The 16,395-nt window shown below is 48.8% G+C and carries 19 protein-coding genes; 14 read left to right on the top strand and 5 right to left on the bottom strand.

The window, feature by feature from the left end:
- Nucleotides 1–16: 16 nt before the first annotated feature.
- Both hemL and ASG34_RS07690 read right to left on the bottom strand, forming a co-directional pair.
- Nucleotides 17–1,297, bottom strand: a complete 1,281-nt coding sequence (gene hemL, locus ASG34_RS07695) for a glutamate-1-semialdehyde 2,1-aminomutase (RefSeq protein WP_055828894.1) — start codon at nucleotides 1,295–1,297, stop codon at nucleotides 17–19.
- 71 nt (nucleotides 1,298–1,368) lie between these two features.
- Nucleotides 1,369–2,385: a S1 family peptidase gene (locus tag ASG34_RS07690; protein ID WP_055828891.1), complete on the bottom strand. Its 1,017-nt coding sequence runs from the start codon at nucleotides 2,383–2,385 to the stop codon at nucleotides 1,369–1,371.
- 150 nt (nucleotides 2,386–2,535) lie between these two features.
- Between ASG34_RS07690 and ASG34_RS07685 the strand changes: the two genes are divergently transcribed.
- Together ASG34_RS07685 and gndA are read left to right on the top strand one after the other, a co-directional pair.
- A complete protein-coding gene (locus ASG34_RS07685) occupies nucleotides 2,536–3,276 on the top strand; it encodes a dienelactone hydrolase family protein (protein WP_055828890.1) in 741 nt (246 codons plus the stop codon).
- A 142-nt stretch (nucleotides 3,277–3,418) separates the two neighbouring features.
- On the top strand, nucleotides 3,419–4,933 hold the full coding sequence (gndA, locus tag ASG34_RS07680) for an NADP-dependent phosphogluconate dehydrogenase (protein ID WP_055828887.1): 1,515 nt from the start codon (nucleotides 3,419–3,421) through the stop codon (nucleotides 4,931–4,933).
- Nucleotides 4,934–5,164: 231 nt separating this feature from the next.
- Here gndA and ASG34_RS07675 read toward each other — a convergent pair whose 3' ends face one another.
- Complete coding sequence (locus ASG34_RS07675) at nucleotides 5,165–5,350, bottom strand: hypothetical protein (protein WP_055828884.1); 186 nt, start codon at nucleotides 5,348–5,350, stop codon at nucleotides 5,165–5,167.
- A 315-nt stretch (nucleotides 5,351–5,665) separates the two neighbouring features.
- Between ASG34_RS07675 and thiS the strand changes: the two genes are divergently transcribed.
- The 6 genes from thiS to ubiA all read left to right on the top strand — a co-directional run bounded on the left by thiS (nucleotide 5,666) and on the right by ubiA (nucleotide 9,863).
- Nucleotides 5,666–5,869, top strand: a complete 204-nt coding sequence (thiS, locus tag ASG34_RS07670; protein WP_055828882.1) for a sulfur carrier protein ThiS — start codon at nucleotides 5,666–5,668, stop codon at nucleotides 5,867–5,869.
- A 73-nt stretch (nucleotides 5,870–5,942) separates the two neighbouring features.
- Nucleotides 5,943–6,725: a thiazole synthase gene (locus ASG34_RS07665; protein WP_055829202.1), complete on the top strand. Its 783-nt coding sequence runs from the start codon at nucleotides 5,943–5,945 to the stop codon at nucleotides 6,723–6,725.
- Between the two features lie 3 nt (nucleotides 6,726–6,728).
- Complete coding sequence (apaG, locus tag ASG34_RS07660) at nucleotides 6,729–7,112, top strand: Co2+/Mg2+ efflux protein ApaG (protein WP_055828879.1); 384 nt, start codon at nucleotides 6,729–6,731, stop codon at nucleotides 7,110–7,112.
- Nucleotides 7,113–7,231: 119 nt separating this feature from the next.
- Nucleotides 7,232–8,428: a murein transglycosylase A gene (gene mltA / locus ASG34_RS07655; RefSeq protein WP_369814568.1), complete on the top strand. Its 1,197-nt coding sequence runs from the start codon at nucleotides 7,232–7,234 to the stop codon at nucleotides 8,426–8,428.
- A gap of 5 nt (nucleotides 8,429–8,433) precedes the next feature.
- Nucleotides 8,434–9,000 carry a chorismate--pyruvate lyase family protein gene (locus tag ASG34_RS07650; RefSeq protein ID WP_055828877.1) on the top strand — a complete coding sequence of 189 codons (567 nt, stop codon included), beginning with the start codon at nucleotides 8,434–8,436 and terminating at the stop codon, nucleotides 8,998–9,000.
- Nucleotides 9,000–9,863, top strand: a complete 864-nt coding sequence (gene ubiA, locus ASG34_RS07645; RefSeq protein WP_055828874.1) for a 4-hydroxybenzoate octaprenyltransferase — start codon at nucleotides 9,000–9,002, stop codon at nucleotides 9,861–9,863. Before ASG34_RS07650 ends, ubiA begins: the two co-directional genes overlap by 1 nt.
- Here the strand turns inward: ubiA and ASG34_RS07640 are convergent.
- Nucleotides 9,855–11,198 (bottom strand): hypothetical protein, encoded by a 1,344-nt coding sequence (locus tag ASG34_RS07640; RefSeq protein WP_235559702.1) that lies wholly within the window; start codon nucleotides 11,196–11,198, stop codon nucleotides 9,855–9,857. The genes ubiA and ASG34_RS07640 overlap by 9 nt on opposite strands.
- A 581-nt stretch (nucleotides 11,199–11,779) precedes the next feature.
- On the opposite strand from ASG34_RS07640, the gene rplM reads away from it, so the two are divergent.
- The 6 genes from rplM (at nucleotide 11,780) to erpA (ending at nucleotide 15,026) form a co-directional block, all read left to right on the top strand.
- The gene (gene rplM / locus ASG34_RS07635) at nucleotides 11,780–12,208 is read left to right on the top strand and encodes a 50S ribosomal protein L13 (RefSeq protein WP_055828872.1); all 429 of its coding nucleotides are present in this window, start codon (nucleotides 11,780–11,782) and stop codon (nucleotides 12,206–12,208) included.
- 22 nt (nucleotides 12,209–12,230) lie between these two features.
- Nucleotides 12,231–12,623: a 30S ribosomal protein S9 gene (rpsI, locus tag ASG34_RS07630; protein ID WP_055828869.1), complete on the top strand. Its 393-nt coding sequence runs from the start codon at nucleotides 12,231–12,233 to the stop codon at nucleotides 12,621–12,623.
- Nucleotides 12,624–12,728: 105 nt separating this feature from the next.
- A complete protein-coding gene (gene argC / locus ASG34_RS07625) occupies nucleotides 12,729–13,775 on the top strand; it encodes an N-acetyl-gamma-glutamyl-phosphate reductase (RefSeq protein ID WP_055829194.1) in 1,047 nt (348 codons plus the stop codon).
- Nucleotides 13,776–13,837: 62 nt separating this feature from the next.
- Nucleotides 13,838–14,137 (top strand): hypothetical protein, encoded by a 300-nt coding sequence (locus tag ASG34_RS07620; protein WP_229008705.1) that lies wholly within the window; start codon nucleotides 13,838–13,840, stop codon nucleotides 14,135–14,137.
- A gap of 78 nt (nucleotides 14,138–14,215) precedes the next feature.
- Complete coding sequence (locus ASG34_RS07615) at nucleotides 14,216–14,611, top strand: bactofilin family protein (protein ID WP_055828864.1); 396 nt, start codon at nucleotides 14,216–14,218, stop codon at nucleotides 14,609–14,611.
- Between the two features lie 52 nt (nucleotides 14,612–14,663).
- Nucleotides 14,664–15,026, top strand: a complete 363-nt coding sequence (gene erpA, locus ASG34_RS07610; protein ID WP_055828861.1) for an iron-sulfur cluster insertion protein ErpA — start codon at nucleotides 14,664–14,666, stop codon at nucleotides 15,024–15,026.
- Nucleotides 15,027–15,091: 65 nt separating this feature from the next.
- Here the strand turns inward: erpA and gltA are convergent, their stop codons facing one another.
- Nucleotides 15,092–16,381 (bottom strand): citrate synthase, encoded by a 1,290-nt coding sequence (gltA, locus tag ASG34_RS07605; RefSeq protein ID WP_055829191.1) that lies wholly within the window; start codon nucleotides 16,379–16,381, stop codon nucleotides 15,092–15,094.
- Between the last annotated feature and the right edge of the window lie 14 nt (nucleotides 16,382–16,395).

Here is a 16,395-nt window from a genome sequence, read left to right as displayed (position 1 = left end):
ATTAGGCTAAGGTGGATTACAAAGCCGCAAACGCTTTTTCTGCGGCGGCAATTGTTTCAGCAATATCCTGATCAGTATGCGCTGCAGAGACAAAACCAGCTTCAAAAGCTGAAGGTCCCAGATAAATGCCGCTATCCAGCATGCTATGGAAGAATTTATTAAATGCATTTTTATCTGATTGCATGATTTCGGCGAAACTGGTTGGGTTGTTTTCGCTGAAATAGAGTCCAAACATGCCGCCTACATTTTGTGCGTTGAAAGTAATACCCGCTTTTTTCGCTGCAGCTTTGAAGCCTTCCATTAGCTTGGTTGTTTGCGCAGTCAGTTTTTCATAAAAGCCGCGTGCCTGCACCAGTTTCAAGGTGGTCAAGCCCGCGCTGACAGCTACCGGGTTGCCTGACAATGTGCCTGCCTGGTAAACCGGGCCTAACGGTGCCAGTACGCTCATGATATCTTTGCGACCGCCAAAAGCACCCACAGGCAAGCCGCCGCCAATCACTTTGCCTAATGTGGTCATATCCGGCGTGATGTTATACAACGCCTGCGCACCACCAAGTGCCACACGGAAGCCAGTCATTACTTCATCAAAAATCAGTACCGTGCCATGCTGAGTACACAGGTCGCGTAGCGTTTGCAAGAATTCCTGATGTGGCACAATCAGGTTCATATTGCCAACCACAGGTTCCAGAATCACACAGGCAATTTCATCGCCAATGCTGGCAAAAGTGTCTTTCAACATTTGAGTATTGTTGTAATCCAGCGTCAGTGTGTGCGCCGCAACTTCGGCAGGTACGCCAGCTGAGCTTGGTTCGCCAAAGGTCAGCAAGCCGGAACCAGCTTTTACTAGTAACGCATCGGCGTGACCGTGGTAACAACCTTCAAACTTGATGATTTTATTGCGTTTGGTAAAACCGCGCGCTACGCGGATGGCGCTCATGGTGGCTTCAGTACCGCTGCTGACCAGTCGTACTTGCTCCATGCTTGGCACTAACTTATTAATCAGTTCGGCCATTTCCAGCTCAAGGCCGGTAGGGGCGCCAAAGCTCAGGCTGTTAGCGGCGGCTTGTTGCACGGCTGCCACCACTTCAGGATGTGCGTGGCCGAGAATCATCGGTCCCCATGAGTTGATGTAATCGATATATTCCTTGCCATCGGCATCCCATAATCTGGAACCCACACCTTTTATAAAGAAAATCGGCGTCCCACCAACACTGCGGAAAGCGCGGACTGGCGAGTTGACGCCGCCCGGGATCAGTTTTTGGGATTGTTCGAACAGTTGCTGATTGCGAGAAGTCATAAGCCTGAGGATATCAAAACGTCAAAAACGTTATTCTATCAGAGGCATGTTGCCAGATGGCAGATGTGGAACTAGCGATTCTCTTGCAAGCGCTGCTGCAAATCGGCAAACGCCTGCGGATCCAGTTGCCGGATGTGATTTTCGGCATCAGCTGATACCTGAGTTTGCTGCTTCTGCTGGGCGAGGATAGCTAAACCTATCCAGGCATCAATATGGGCGGGTTGTAGTGCAACGGACTGCTGATAAGCTTGCTGGGCAGCATCGAGTTGCCCTTGCCCGTGTAGCGCGCTTGCCAGGTAAAAAGCCGCCTCCGCCGAGTTGGGCTGCTGGCTGGACCAGACGCGTGAAATGGCTTCCAGTTCTTTCCAGTCACTGTTTTGGTAGGGTTGCACCACTTGCATCCAGTAAGGGCGCTCAAGCGGTGGTAAATCCCAGAACGGCGTGCCATCGGGAGCAGGCGTAGACACACTATTCTTCTGCATCAGGGCTTGTACCCACTCGACCGGAATGCTGTAGAAATACGCGTGTTTGCCCGGGCTTTTAAAAGTACTCAGTGAGACCAGTTCACCGGCCTGGTTGAAAGTCGGGCTACCGCTGGAACCCATGATGAATGCGGCATCTGAGCGCACTATGGTGCCGCCATCATAAGGATAGAGCGCACGTACTTTGCCGGCGATGGTTTGTGGTTTGGGTGGTCCGCCGGGAAAACCTATGGTGAAGACATCATCTCCATAATTTAGTGAGTCAGCCGAGGCCAGTTTGACTGGTGCCAGTTCCAGATATTGGAACTTAAGCAAACACGCATCATGCGGCCAATCTGCCACCATGCCGACCGGACTAATACTCTCGCCGAATTTTGAAATGCTGATGCCGTTACTGTTTGCCAGTACATGGCAATTGGTGGCGACTGTGTCTTTAGCGACCACCACGCCAGTGCCAACGCCATGACCTCCTGTTTGTGTGATCACATGCACTTTTACAATGGATGCTTTTAGCTTGTACACCAGTTCACGGTCTGGCTCTGCAAACGCAACATCTATGGACCATAACAATGTAAGTGCGATAAAGCCTTGAAACAGAGTGCGCATGCCAACTCCTTGTGACTGTTTTGCTAGGTAATGATGAGACTTAATTTAAAGCGAAAAATGCAAAAAAATCTGCGACTAGCCATTAATACAGTGAAAAGCCAGCGAAACAGCGCTAGAATAGCCGATATTTTTGATTGTTGAAGGATAGTTATGCTGATTACAAGCGAAATCGTTGATTTGGACACGCCGACCGGGGTGATGCGCACCTATGTGCATCGTCCAAAGCAGGATGGTAAAGTGCCTGCGGTTTTGTTTTACTCGGAAATTTTCCAGCAAACCGGCCCAATCGAACGTGCCGCACGCTTCTTGGCCAGCCATGGCTATGCGGTGTTAGTGCCGGAAGTGTTTCATGAGCTGAACCCGATTGGTACTGTGCTTGGCTATGACGATGCCGGTCGCGATAAGGGGAATGCGGATAAGTTTGCCAAAGATGTGCAGGCTTACGACACTGATAATCGCGCCATGATTGAGTTTCTCAATGCGCAGCCATGGTACAGCGGTAAGCTGGGCGCAGCCGGTTTCTGTATCGGTGGTCATCTGGCATTCCGTGCTGCGTTGCAGCCAGAAGTGAAAGCCACCGCTTGCTTCTACGCGACCGATTTACATACCAACCTTATTCCTAATAAACCTGGCCAGCACAGCATGGAACGGGTGAACGAGATTAAAGGCGAATTGCTGATGATCTGGGGTAAACAGGATCCACATATTCCTGGCGATAAGCGTGCTGAGTTATACAACCGCTTCGCTAATATCCCAGGTTTGAATTACACCTGGCATGAAGTCAACGGGCAACATGCCTTTATGCGCGATGAGGGTGAAAGATATGATGCGCAGGTGGCGGGCATCGGTTATCAGCTTGCTCTGCACTTGTTGGGCAACGCATTAAAATAAGTAATTGGGTTGAGCGATAAATGACTGTTGTTAAGATTGGTTTTTCAGCAAGCATTGAACGTTCAATTGCACTTTGAAGTCCAAGCACAGGCCAAAAGCCTGTGCTTTTTTTTAAACCAAATCAAAAATTTAAGAGACTGATATGACCACAAAAAATGCTGACATCGGCCTGGTGGGCCTCGCAGTGATGGGCCAAAACCTGGCCCTGAACATTGCCGATCACGGTTACACCATTGCGGTATACAACCGCGACCCGAAAAAAATGCTGAATTTTATTGAAGAGTGCAAGGCCAAGGAGCCATCGCATGAACGCGTAGTCGGCCACGCTGATCTGGCTTCTTTCGTGTTAAGTATCAAACGTCCACGCAAAATTGTGTTACTGGTAAAAGCCGGTAGCGCCACCGATGTGACTATCAATGCTTTATTGCCTTTCCTAGAGCAGGGCGACATTATTATTGATGGCGGTAATGCTTTGTGGACAGACACTATCCGCCGCGAAAAAGAGCTGGCCGCAAAAGGCATTGAGTTCATTGGTTCAGGTGTTTCAGGCGGTGAAACCGGTGCCCGTTTCGGTCCTTCATTGATGCCATCCGGCACACGCAAGGCTTGGTCCAGCCTGGAGCCGATCTGGCGTGATATCGCCGCCAAGGTAGACCCGGTTACTGGTACACCTATGGAAGGTGGCGAGCCAGGCAAGCCAGTAGAAGGCGGTTTCTCCTGTGCGGAATATATTGGCCCTGACGGTGCCGGTCACTACGTTAAAATGGTGCATAACGGTATCGAATACATCGATATGCAGTTGATCTGCGAAGCCTACTGGTTGATGAAAAACCTGCTGGGTATGCCAGCAGATGAAATCGGTAAGGTATTTGCGGAATGGAACAAGGGCGAACTGTCCAGCTTCCTGATTGAAATCACGGCAGATATCCTGCAACAGAGAGATCCGGGGGGTAAAGGCTTCCTGGTCGATAATATCCTGGATACTGCGGGTCAGAAAGGTACCGGTCAATGGACAGCTGCCAACGCCTTGGAGCTGGGCGCACCTGCCAACGCGATTGCCGCTGCTGTGTATGCGCGGGCATTATCCAGCCTCAAAGAAGAACGTGTGGAAGCGAGCCGCATTCTGAAAGGTCCGGAGATTGTTAAGGAAACTGACAAGCCAGCGATTATTGAAGCGATTAAGAATGCATTGTATTGCTCCAAAATTTGCGCTTACGCGCAAGGTTTCCAACTGATTGATAAAGCACAAGTGGCTTACAACTGGAAACTCAATTTTGGTGAAATCGCGCAAATCTGGCGTGGTGGTTGTATTATCCGCGCGCGCTTCCTGCAAAAAATTACCGATGCCTATGCATTGAATTCACGCCTGAAAAACCTGATGCTGGACCCATACTTTACGAATGCAATGAATGAAGGCCAGGCAGGCTGGCGTAAGGTGATTGCACTGGCAGTGACCAACGGTATTCCTGCACAGGGGTTTGCTGCGGCGTTGGCCTATTACGATGGCTACAGAAGTGCTGACTTGCCTGCTAACCTGTTACAAGGCCAGCGTGACTTCTTCGGCGCACATACCTATGAGCGTAAAGATCATCCACGTGGTCAATTCTTCCATCTGGACTGGCCGGAACAAGGTCGTCCTGAATTGGTGATTGAGTAATTTCTGGTAATTAAATCTGATGTGTGGATGCCGTTTTGGCATCTGCGCGTTGGTCAGGCAGAAAATAAAAAGATGGCTAGATGCCATCTTTTTTGTCTTTATCTGTTAGCAGCAGAAAAATGAAATATTGCAACTGCACTAATCAATCATTTATTTCGTCAATCATTTTTTCGCATGGCACAGATAAAACGTTGACCCACCCTGGGTCACGGTCGAGCGTGTGTTAAAGCTTTAAACGCAATCGCAACTGGATTCCAGAAAACGATGTAACTCGAGAATGGCCTTTTTATGTTCCTGAGCTTTAAGCGAAGCTTTTGAAGCACTCACATCAGCAGCAGTATTTAAGCCTGGTGAATAAATTTCGTCCGTTAAAAAATGAATAGACGAAGCTTGTTGGTAAGACTCTACAATTTGCATTTCAATTTTTCCTTTTGGGATTCAATATTTCCAGTACGACATAACGAATTTTGTTCGTCGTGTCTGTGGCGACAAAATTAACAAAAAGTTCCTGATTGAGCAAAGGGTTAAACGTTAAAGTGCCCAATTTGGTCCAATTGCGATGCTGTATTTGCGCCGCTACAACATCTAAGCAAACATGATGCCATGTTTGCTTAGTTTAACGCACAGCCATGACCATTGGATGACAACCTAAAACAGCACTTAAAAACTAAAAGCCAAATGCGTCAATATTTCGTAAAATAACGGCTGGATAAATACAAAATGAAGAGTGGGATGCAAATTCTTGTCAATGGTAAAGCCATGCAATTGCCATCGGAGGCGATGACAGTGCTGGCACTGGTTGAACATATGCAATTGGTTGGCAAGCGCATTGCCATCGAACGTAACGGTGATATTGTGCCGCGCAGCCAGTTTCCGGAGGTGCATCTGCAAGGGAACGACAGGCTGGAGATCGTTGGCGCGGTTGGCGGCGGTTGAATCATCTGCAACCAAAATAGCATTTGCTAATCCTATCCCTGTTACAGAAACAAGATTTTTTGAGAATAAATACATGAGTGATGCACTGGTAATTGCCGGTAAAAGTTATGAATCCCGCCTGCTGGTGGGGACTGGTAAATATAAAGATTTTGCGGAAACCCGCGCGGCGATTGATGCCAGCGGTACCGAAATTGTGACTGTTGCCATCCGACGCACTAATATCGGCCAGAATGCTAATGAGCCTTCGTTGCTGGATTATCTGCCACTTACCGAATTTACTTATCTGCCGAACACGGCAGGCTGTTATAGTGCTGATGACGCGGTGCGTACGTTGCGCCTGGCGCGTGAGCTGCTGGACGATCATCGCCTGGTCAAGCTTGAAGTGCTCGGTGACCCGAATACTTTATATCCTAACGTAACAGAAACGATTGCAGCTGCCAAAGTATTGGTGAAAGAAGGATTTGAAGTCATGGTGTACACCTCGGATGATCCGATTATTGCCAAACAGCTTGAAGACATCGGCTGTGTTGCAGTGATGCCGCTGGCGTCACTGATTGGTTCCGGGATGGGGATTTTGAATCCATGGAACCTGCAGATCATCATTGAAAACGCCAAGATTCCTGTGCTGGTGGATGCTGGCGTAGGCTGTGCCTCTGATGCCGCGATAGCTATGGAATTAGGTTGTGCCGGGGTGTTGATGAATACCGCGATTGCCGCTGCGCGAGACCCGGTGCTGATGGCCGGTGCCATGAAAAAGGCAGTGGAAGCCGGGCGCGAATCATTCCTGGCTGGGCGTATGGCGAAAAAGCTTTATTCCGCCAGCCCAAGTTCACCTACTACCGGCATGATTGGGTAAACCGTGGAAGATAACGAACTATATGCATGCGAGGTTTCGGTCATCACCGAGTATCTGCACGATCAATCGTCCCCTGAAGCCGGGCAATATGTTTATGCATATACCATCACTATCCGGAATACCGGAAAAACACCGGCGCAACTGATCAGCAGGCACTGGGTGATCACCGATGCCATGCAGCAGGTGCGCGAAGTCAAAGGCCTGGGGGTGATTGGCGAGCAGCCATTGCTGGCGCCCGATGCTGAATACAAATATACCAGCAGCGTGATGTTTAATACGCCGAGTGGCGAAATGTACGGTACGTACCAGATGGTGGCGGTTGATGGTCACTGGTTTGAGGTGGATATCCCGACTTTCTGGCTGCATCAGGCGGCAGGATTACATTAAGGCTGACGCTCATTCATGGGTGAGCTAGTCATGAAAAGATTCAAGTGAAATTAATTGATGTGTTTTTAGCAAGAAAAATCAGCGCAAGTAAATCAGGCCTGTTGTTGATATCTGTTTTGATGGCCTTTGGCCTGGCTGGTTGCCAATCGGCTGCGCCTATCCCTCCCAAAAAATCTGCATCCAAACCATCGGTGACTACGACGGCTGAAAAGCCTGACCTAGCCACACAAGGCAGCCGTCCGGTGCCAACTTCACCTTATGCATTATTAACCCCAGCGAGCTGGGCAGAGATGCCAGGTGTCGATAACGAGAACTGGGTTGCCAGTTGGGCAGCATGGTTGCAAAGCTGCCAGGGATTAAGGAAAAAACCTGACTGGCAAGCCGTATGCGCTGCGGCACCGACCGTCAAAAGTGATGATGCCAATGCGATCAAGGCTTACTGGCAGCAGTATTTCAATGTCTATGCCACACAGCAAGTCGAAGGCACCCAGCAGGGGCTGATTACCGGCTATTACCAGCCGGTATTAAAAGGCGCTAGAGCAGCCAGTGAGCGTTATCCTGTTCCATTGTATAAAGTGCCCGCAGACCTGATTACGGTCAATCTGTCGAATTTATTCCCTGACCTTAAATACAAGCGCGTGCGTGGTCGTGTACAGGGGCAAACACTGGTGCCTTATTACACCCGTACCGAAATTGAGCAGCAACAGTCGCCATTGCTGGGCAATGAATTGTTGTGGGTGAATGACGCTGTGGAAGCATTCTTCCTGCAGGTGCAAGGTTCAGGCATTGTCGAGCTGGAAAGTGGCGAGCGTATCCCTGTTGGTTATGCCGACCAAAACGGACATCCTTACCAGTCTATCGGTAAAGTGCTGGTCGAGCGCGGCGAGCTCACTGCCAGCGAAGCCTCCATGCAAGGCATTAAAACCTGGGGGCAACAGCATCCGGATCAATTGCAGGGCTTGCTAAATGCCAACCCCAGTTATGTATTTTTTAAATTATTACCAACAGGTCTATCAGGCCCGCTCGGTGCGCTCGGCGTGCCATTAACACCTGCCCGCAGTATTGCGGTAGACCCGTTCTATATTCCATTGGGTGCCCCTGTATACATGGCAACGACTTATCCTTACCCGAATTCGGATGCTCTGCTGCAACAACTAATGGTGGCGCAAGATACAGGCGGTGCCATCAAAGGTGGTGTGCGTGCCGATATTTATTGGGGTGACGGCGAAGCTGCCGGTAAACTGGCAGGCGCGATGCGGCAGCAAGGGCAATTGTGGGTGTGGTTGCCTAAAACCTTTAAACTGCCCCAACAGTAACCTAGATGCAACGCGTTCATTATCGCAATGACGCCCGCTGGCACGCTAAGTTGATAATCAGGAGCGCCTTGCGTCCATGGTTGCAAGAGCGCGGTTCATTGACTGCCAAGTTAAAACAGCAGTATGCGGATTTTTCTGTGCAGCCTTACCATGAAGCATGGGGCAAGCCACATGTCGATGAGCGACAACTATTGCGATTACCAGCCGATACCCAAACATGGGTGCGCGAAGTATGGCTGATGGGCGACCGGCAACCACGCGTGTTTGCACATAGCGTGATTGCGCGCAAAGATTTGCGAGGTCCATGGTATGGCCTGCGCAAAATGGGAAGGTTACCATTGGGGGCCGCTTTGTTTGCTAATCCTAAAGTTAAGCGTGGCGCTTTGCATTTTAGAAAACTCACTCCTGCGCACGCTCTTTACAAAGCAGTGTCAAAAAAATTGACGCTCAAGACAAACCACCCATTATGGGCGCGCCGTTCATTATTTTGCCTGCAACGCCATCACTTACTGGTCACTGAAGTTTTTCTGCCAAGCCTGTTAACGAATACCGATAATGGATTAAAAGAATAATGTTGTCGTTTGCCAAATGGAATGCCTACTATCGCCTGACCCGGCTGGATAAACCCATTGGGATCTGGTTATTGATGTGGCCAACTTTATGGGGTTTGCTGATTGCCGGACAAGGGCAACCTGATTTGCATGTAGTGGCTGTCTTTGTTTTAGGCACTATCCTTATGCGTTCGGCGGGTTGCGCACTCAATGATATCGCGGACCGGCATTGGGACGGTGCTGTAGCACGTACGCAGGCGAGGCCATTGGCAACCGGCGAAATTTCAGTCAAAGAAGCTTATCTGGTGGCCGTCATCCTGGCACTGATTGCTTTTGCGCTAGTCTGCACCTTGGGCTGGAAAGTAGTGGCATGGTCGGTGCCCGCATTATTTCTTGCCATCAGTTATCCCTATACCAAACGTTTCCTGGCCATACCGCAGGCTTATCTCGGGCTGGCATTTGGCTTCGGTATCCCGATGACATTTGTTGCTTTGCAAGGGCAGGTGCCAGCGGTGGCATGGTGGTTATTGCTGGCCAATATGTTCTGGTCTATTGCCTATGATACGGCTTATGCCATGGTAGACCGTGCAGATGATCTTAAGATTGGTATATGCTCGTCAGCCATTACCTTCGGGCGCTTTGATGTGATGGCAATCATGGGCTGTTTTACTGTCATGATGCTGATCCTGGCAGCTGTTGCGATATATGCGGGTTTCGCATGGTCCTTCTGGCTGGGCTGGTTGTTGGCGTGTGTGTTGATTGCGCGACAATATAAACTCATCAGCAAACGCGATCCACAACAGTGTTTTAAGGCTTTTCTGGATAATGTGTGGATAGGCGCTGCCTTAACCGCAGGGTTTGCAGGGGCTTACTGGTTAGGCTGATTTGCGTGCCGTTGAAGGCTCATCCAGCTCGAAGGTGAAATCGGTCCAGTACTGGAATGGCGTTTGGTCGACTGGTGCCAGCACATAAATATCACCTGAGAGTTTTTGCAATTCACGCAAATTATCACTCATCGATTCTGCATCCGCAGTGGTCTTGACCGTTGGCTGTACCGTAGGCAGATTCTGGGTCTGGCAAGCCACTTCTTTAAGCATCATCAACTCTTCAAACACACTGCGTTCAAATCCCATTCGCGGTACCAGGCGCGTGTTGTATACCAGGTCGTCAATCAGTGAAATCACCTGTGGGGTACCCCAGGTCTGTTGCAAAGCTTTCATGATGCGAGGATAGGATTCTATTCCCTGCTGTTTAAGGTCGGGACTGCGCTCCACGCTAAGGTTGAAGTGTTTCCTGCAGTCCGCGGCCACAATATCAAACTCTTGTTGCTTATCCTCCTTGGATAATAAATCGAGTAGATAAAGCCACATCCAAGGTGAACATTTCGGGTGGCGCGCCAGGTGCTGCTGCAAATGCTCAATCGCCTGATTAGCGCGGCCATGGGTAAATAGCCGGGAAGCGTCCTGCATCACTGCATTAGTATTCTGCTGAGAACTGATTCTCTGCGGTGTGCTAGCCGGTGATACCGCATCATCATTCGCATGTAGCGGAACAGATTGCAGTCTGTTCGTCGACTGGTTTGTTGGCTGATAAGGAGATTGTGTGTGAGGTGCCGCATGCTGAGTTCTGGCAAATGTATCTGCAGGTTGATTATGGCCAGTTTGTGCAGGATTGCTAGTTTTGTCTTTAGCTTTCTCGCGCACTTTGGATGTTTTAGGGATCGCTGCATATCGACGCAGCCAATCGGCGAAGAAATAGCCGCTGACGATTAATGCCAGGCTCAGTGTCAATACCAGCGTACGCAACAAGTGATTTTCATTTTGCAGTTGGGTTAGCTGGCTTTTTAATGTCATTAATATATTTGCCTGGGCAAGATTGCTGGCATAAAGCGTGTCGGATTTTTTCTGTAATTGTTTAAAGTCGACTTGAAGTGCGTTAATTTGTTGCTGCAATGCATTGTAAGTATCTAGTGGAACATCTGGAGATATCAGGGTCGGCGCTGAAATTATCTCAGTCTGCACAGAAGGTGTGTCAGCAATGGTTTCTGCTGTTGCAGGTTGCAAAGTTATAGCCTCAGTGACCACTTTATTGGTGGAAACTGGCGGTGAAACAGTGACAGTATTATCGGCCTGGATACTTAAAGTTTGGCTGCTATGCTGGCAGTGATCAATAAGGGTAAGTTTTAGTGGTGCGGAAATCGGGCTGTTTGACCACAACATGATGCTACCTTGCTGATTGCTCAAGGTGGTGTATTCGAGTTGGATAGGATCAGGTGAAGGTGGTTGTTGCAGGGTGAAGCAGCTTAGGTCTGTGCTCGATTGTGCGTTATATATTCTGAATTGCGCGAGAAACGGTTCATTCAACCCAGATTCGATACTGAGTGTATTTAACTCGGCGGCATTTGAAACGGACGCCAAACCGAGAAAAAATAAAGAGATAAGTCGCAACCGGTGAAAAGCTGCGAAGCGTCTGCTTTGTGTATGCGTGTTGCAAAAAAGCATGATGCAAATGTTTATTTTTAAATTGAAGCTTGCTTGGAAACACAATGAATGGCCTAATATAACACTTGACTGTATAAAACCCCTAAATATCAAGGGGAATTGACCATAAACCAGGTTTATTTTCCGTTAATTTGCATAATTGACACGAGAAAAAACAATGTTGGTCAAATAGCACGCATGAAAGATTGCGATCCGGCGTAACCGTCAATTCTTTTTCGGATTAATTCGTTGACAAGCTTTCTCAAGCTGGCTTATAATCCGCCCTCTTAATTTACACGCTATAACTCGGTAGTTATAAAATGAAAACATTTTCAGCAAAATCGCATGAAGTACAACGTGATTGGTTCGTGATCGACGCCACAGATTTAGTCTTGGGTCGTTTGGCCAGCGCTATTGCTCACCGCCTGCGTGGTAAGCATAAAGCTATTTACACGCCGCACGTAGACACCGGTGACTATATCGTTGTCGTCAATGCAGACAAAATTAAAGTGACTGGCAACAAGGCTGGCGGCAAATTGTATCACCGCCACTCCGGTTACCCAGGTGGTATCACAACCACCACATTCTCTAAAATGCAAGACCGTTTCCCAGGTCGTGCGTTGGAAAAAGCAGTAAAAGGCATGTTACCAAAAGGTCCTTTGGGCTATGCCATGATCAAGAAAATGAAAGTGTATGCCGGTGACAAGCACGAGCACATTGCTCAGCAACCGCAAACATTAACTATCTAAATACAGACGATTAGGATAAAGCATGATCGGTAAATACAACTATGGCACAGGCCGCCGCAAAAGCTCAGTGGCACGTGTGTTCATTAAGTCCGGTAGTGGCAACATCGTAGTGAACGACAAGCCAGTTGACGTTTATTTCTCACGCGAAACATCTCGCATGATTCTGCGTCAACCACTGGAATTAACAAATAACACAGCGACATTTGACATTTTGGTCAACGTGCACGGTGGTGGTGAGTCTGGTCAAGCTGGTGCTGTGCGTCACGGCATTACTCGCGCATTGATCGACTACGATACAGCGTTGAAGAGCGCTTTGTCTCACGCTGGTTTCGTTACCCGTGATGCTCGCGAAGTTGAACGTAAAAAAGTCGGCCTGCGCAAAGCACGTCGCCGGAAGCAGTTCTCCAAACGTTAATTTCACGTTTGTTACAAGAGAGTTGTGCAAAAAGGTCGCGTTGGCGGCCTTTTTCATTTATTGTTTTATTTTTCTCTGCATGAATCGCAAGTTTGGTTGAAGTCTATGGAAAAGATTAAAGTCGGCATTGTCGGTGGCACCGGATATACAGGTGTTGAATTATTGCGTTTGCTGGCACGGCATCCGCAAGTGCAATTGCAGGTCATTACATCCCGTGGTGAAGCTGGCTTGCCGGTGGCTGATATGTTTCCAAGCTTGCGGGGTGTGGTTGATTTAACCTTTAGCGATCCCACAACCATTGATTTAAGCCAATGCGATGTCGTATTTTTTGCTACCCCGCATGGAGTGGCAATGAGCCAGGCACCAGCGTTAGTCGCGGCAGGTGTGAAGGTTATTGATCTGGCGGCGGACTTCCGCCTGCAGGATGCAGCAGAGTTTGAAAAATGGTACAAACTGCCGCATAGCTGTACCGATATATTGGAACAATCGGTGTACGGTCTGCCGGAGTTATATGCAGATGAAGTTGCACACGCGCAAGTCATCGGTAATCCAGGCTGTTACCCAACAACGGTTTTGTTGGGTCTGGCCCCATTACTGCAAAATGGCTGGATTGATTTTTCTGCACCAATTATTGCAGATGCCAAATCTGGGGTATCCGGCGCGGGCAGAAAAGCCGAAGTCAGCACTTTATTCTCCGAAGCCAGTGATAACCTCAAAGCCTACGGTGTGGCCGGGCATAGGCATCACCCGGAAATTCTGGCGCAATTGAAGAAACTCTCGGGCAATGATGCGGTCAACCTAATCTTTGTACCACATCTGATCCCGATGATTCGCGGTATGTTGACGACTCTGCATGTGAAGCTGAATGCAGAAGGCGCCAAGCAGGCATTGCAAGCAGTGTATGAGCAGCATTACCAGGATGATTATTTTGTGGATGTCATGCCTGTAGGTGCTTTGCCTGAAACACGTTCAGTGCGCGGCTCTAATTTTTTGCGGATGGCTTTATATCCACAGGCAAATGATTATGTGACGATCATTGTCGTGCAAGATAATTTGGTGAAAGGCGCTTCAGGCCAAGCGGTTCAGAATATGAACATCATGTTTGGATTGGCGTCAGATACAGGTTTGCAAGTGTTGCCATTATTGCCATAATGATAAGACCCATACGTAGAAGACTCAGGAACCATTTTGGATTAACAGCCAAGCAAGTCGCAGTGCGTTCACACAGGCCTTGGTATTTTCAGGGTACACTGGCTGTCATCAATTTGTTGCTTGGTTTCGCACTGGCTTACTGGGCACTGCATGATGATAATAGCCAGTATGTCCGCGAACGCCTGCGTCAGGTGACTTCAGAAAATATTGAGTTTCAGAAAAAATTAATTGCTTCGCAACGTGAGTTACAGGTGGAACTGGCTACCAGCAATAATCTAGCAAAAACGCTCACGGCCCAGCAAGATGAAAACATCAAACTGAAAGAAGAACTGGTGTTTTACAAGAAAATTACCAAGCGTTAAGTATGTGCATAATATTTGCTTGTATCGGTTCTAGAACAAGCGCGCATTCAGAATAATTGATTCGGAACAGGAAATGCCATGTTTTTCAAAAAAAGCGTTCATATCGACAGCCATATTGATACACTAGTCGGTCACGAAACACAGATTCAAGGCAATATGCACTTCGCTGGCGGCTTGCGGGTAGATGGCCAGATAGCCGGAAACCTGATTGAAAAACGAGAGCACCCGAGCACGCTCATTATCAGTGAGAATGGCGCTATTACCGGGGCAGTAGAAGCTTCGAAGATTGTGTTGAACGGGATTATCCGCGGGCCGGTGAAATCCTCAGTATTTATAGAATTGCAAAGCAAGGCACGGATAGTGGGTGATTTGTACTACAAGTCACTGGAAATGCATACCGGCGCTGTGATTGAAGGCAAGTTGATTTACCTCGGAGAACAACCACCCGAAGTGGCTGTACCAGAATTAACTTGAAATATTTAATTTCGCCGCCATATTGAGTTTGAGAGTTTGACAGGAGTCTATGATGACCGCAGAAGCTATGATTGATATTGAAATGCCAACCCCATTGGTATTTACCGATAATGCCGCCAAAAAGGTGAAAGAACTGATTGATGAGGAAGGCACGCCCGACCTCAAGTTACGCGTATTTGTAAGCGGTGGCGGTTGCTCCGGCTTTCAATACGGCTTTACCTTTGAAGAAGAGGTGAACGACGACGACACGCAAGTGGATAAAGATGGTGTTACTTTATTGATTGACCCGATGAGCCTGCAGTATCTGGCAGGGGCGGAAATTGATTATACCGATAGCTTGCAAGGGTCCCAGTTTGTGATTCGTAACCCGAATGCCACGACGACGTGTGGTTGTGGTAGCTCTTTCTCGGTTTAACCCTAGTTCATGCACAATAAAAACGCCGGGATCCCGGCGTTTTTATTTTTTAGCAGACTCAAAAATCAGCGTTGATCCAATGGTACAAATTCGCGGCGCGTTTCGCCGACGTAAAGTTGACGCGGGCGGCCGATTTTTTGTTCCGGGTCGGCATTCATCTCACACCATTGTGAAATCCAGCCGGCTGTACGGGCCAATGCAAAAATCGCGGTGAACATGGAGTTAGGAATCCCCATCGCGCGCATGACGATACCGCTATAAAAATCGACGTTAGGGTATAGTTTGCGGGAAACGAAGTATTCGTCTTCCAATGCAATTTTCTCCAGCTCCATTGCCAGCTTGAACATAGGGTCATCCTGCAAGCCCAATTCATTCAGTACTTCATGGCAAGTCTTGCGCATGATGGAAGCACGTGGATCCATGTTGCGGTAGATACGGTGGCCAAACCCCATCAGACGGAAGCTGTCGGTTTTATCTTTGGCGCGGTTGATAAACTCCCCGATACGGCTGATGTCACCCATTTCTTCCAGCATGTTCAGTGTGGCTTCGTTGGCGCCGCCGTGTGAAGGGCCCCACAGCGAGGCAATCCCGGCCGCGATACACGCAAATGGATTCGCGCCACTGGAGCCGACCAGACGCACGGTTGACGTAGAAGCATTCTGTTCGTGATCTGCGTGCAGGATCAGGATACGTTCGAACGCGCGCGCCAGGATAGGGTTAGGCACGTATTCTTCACAGGGCGTGGCGAACATCATGTGCATGAAATTCTCGGCGTAACCCAGGTTGTTTTTAGGGTACATAAACGGTTGGCCGATATTGTATTTGTAGCTCCATGCTGCAATGGTCGGCACTTTTGCCAGCAAGCGCATTGCCGCGCGTTTGCGTGACTCCGGGTTGCTGACATCATTGTTGTCAGGGTAAAAAGCAGCCATCGCGCCGACGACGGCTATCATCACGGCCATTGGGTGAGCGTCGCGCCTAAAGCCGCGGAAGACATTGCTCATCTGGTCGTGCAACATGCTGTTTTTGCGGATCGCGTTGACGAACTCTTCACTCTGGGCGGCATTTGGCAGCTCGCCATGTAACAGCAGGTGGGATATTTCCAGGAAGTCGCAATTTTCAGCCAGGGTTTCAATAGGGTAGCCGCGGTAATACAGCAAGCCTTCTTCACCATCAATAAAGGTGATGCCAGAATCGCAAGCCGCCGTGGACATGAATCCCGGGTCATAAGTGAAAATACCGTGTTTGCCCAGGCTGCGAATATCGATCACATCGGTGCCCAGCGAGCCTTTGAGGATCGGGAGTTCTATTGCGGGGGTGTCGTTATCAAAAGAAATGGTCGCTTTGGTTGCCATAACATACTCAAAAT

The organism is Methylophilus sp. Leaf416, from assembly GCF_001424665.1.
Classification (GTDB): domain Bacteria; phylum Pseudomonadota; class Gammaproteobacteria; order Burkholderiales; family Methylophilaceae; genus Methylophilus.
Note: the sequence above shows the minus strand (reverse complement) of the source record. Positions and strands in the feature narration are given on the sequence as shown.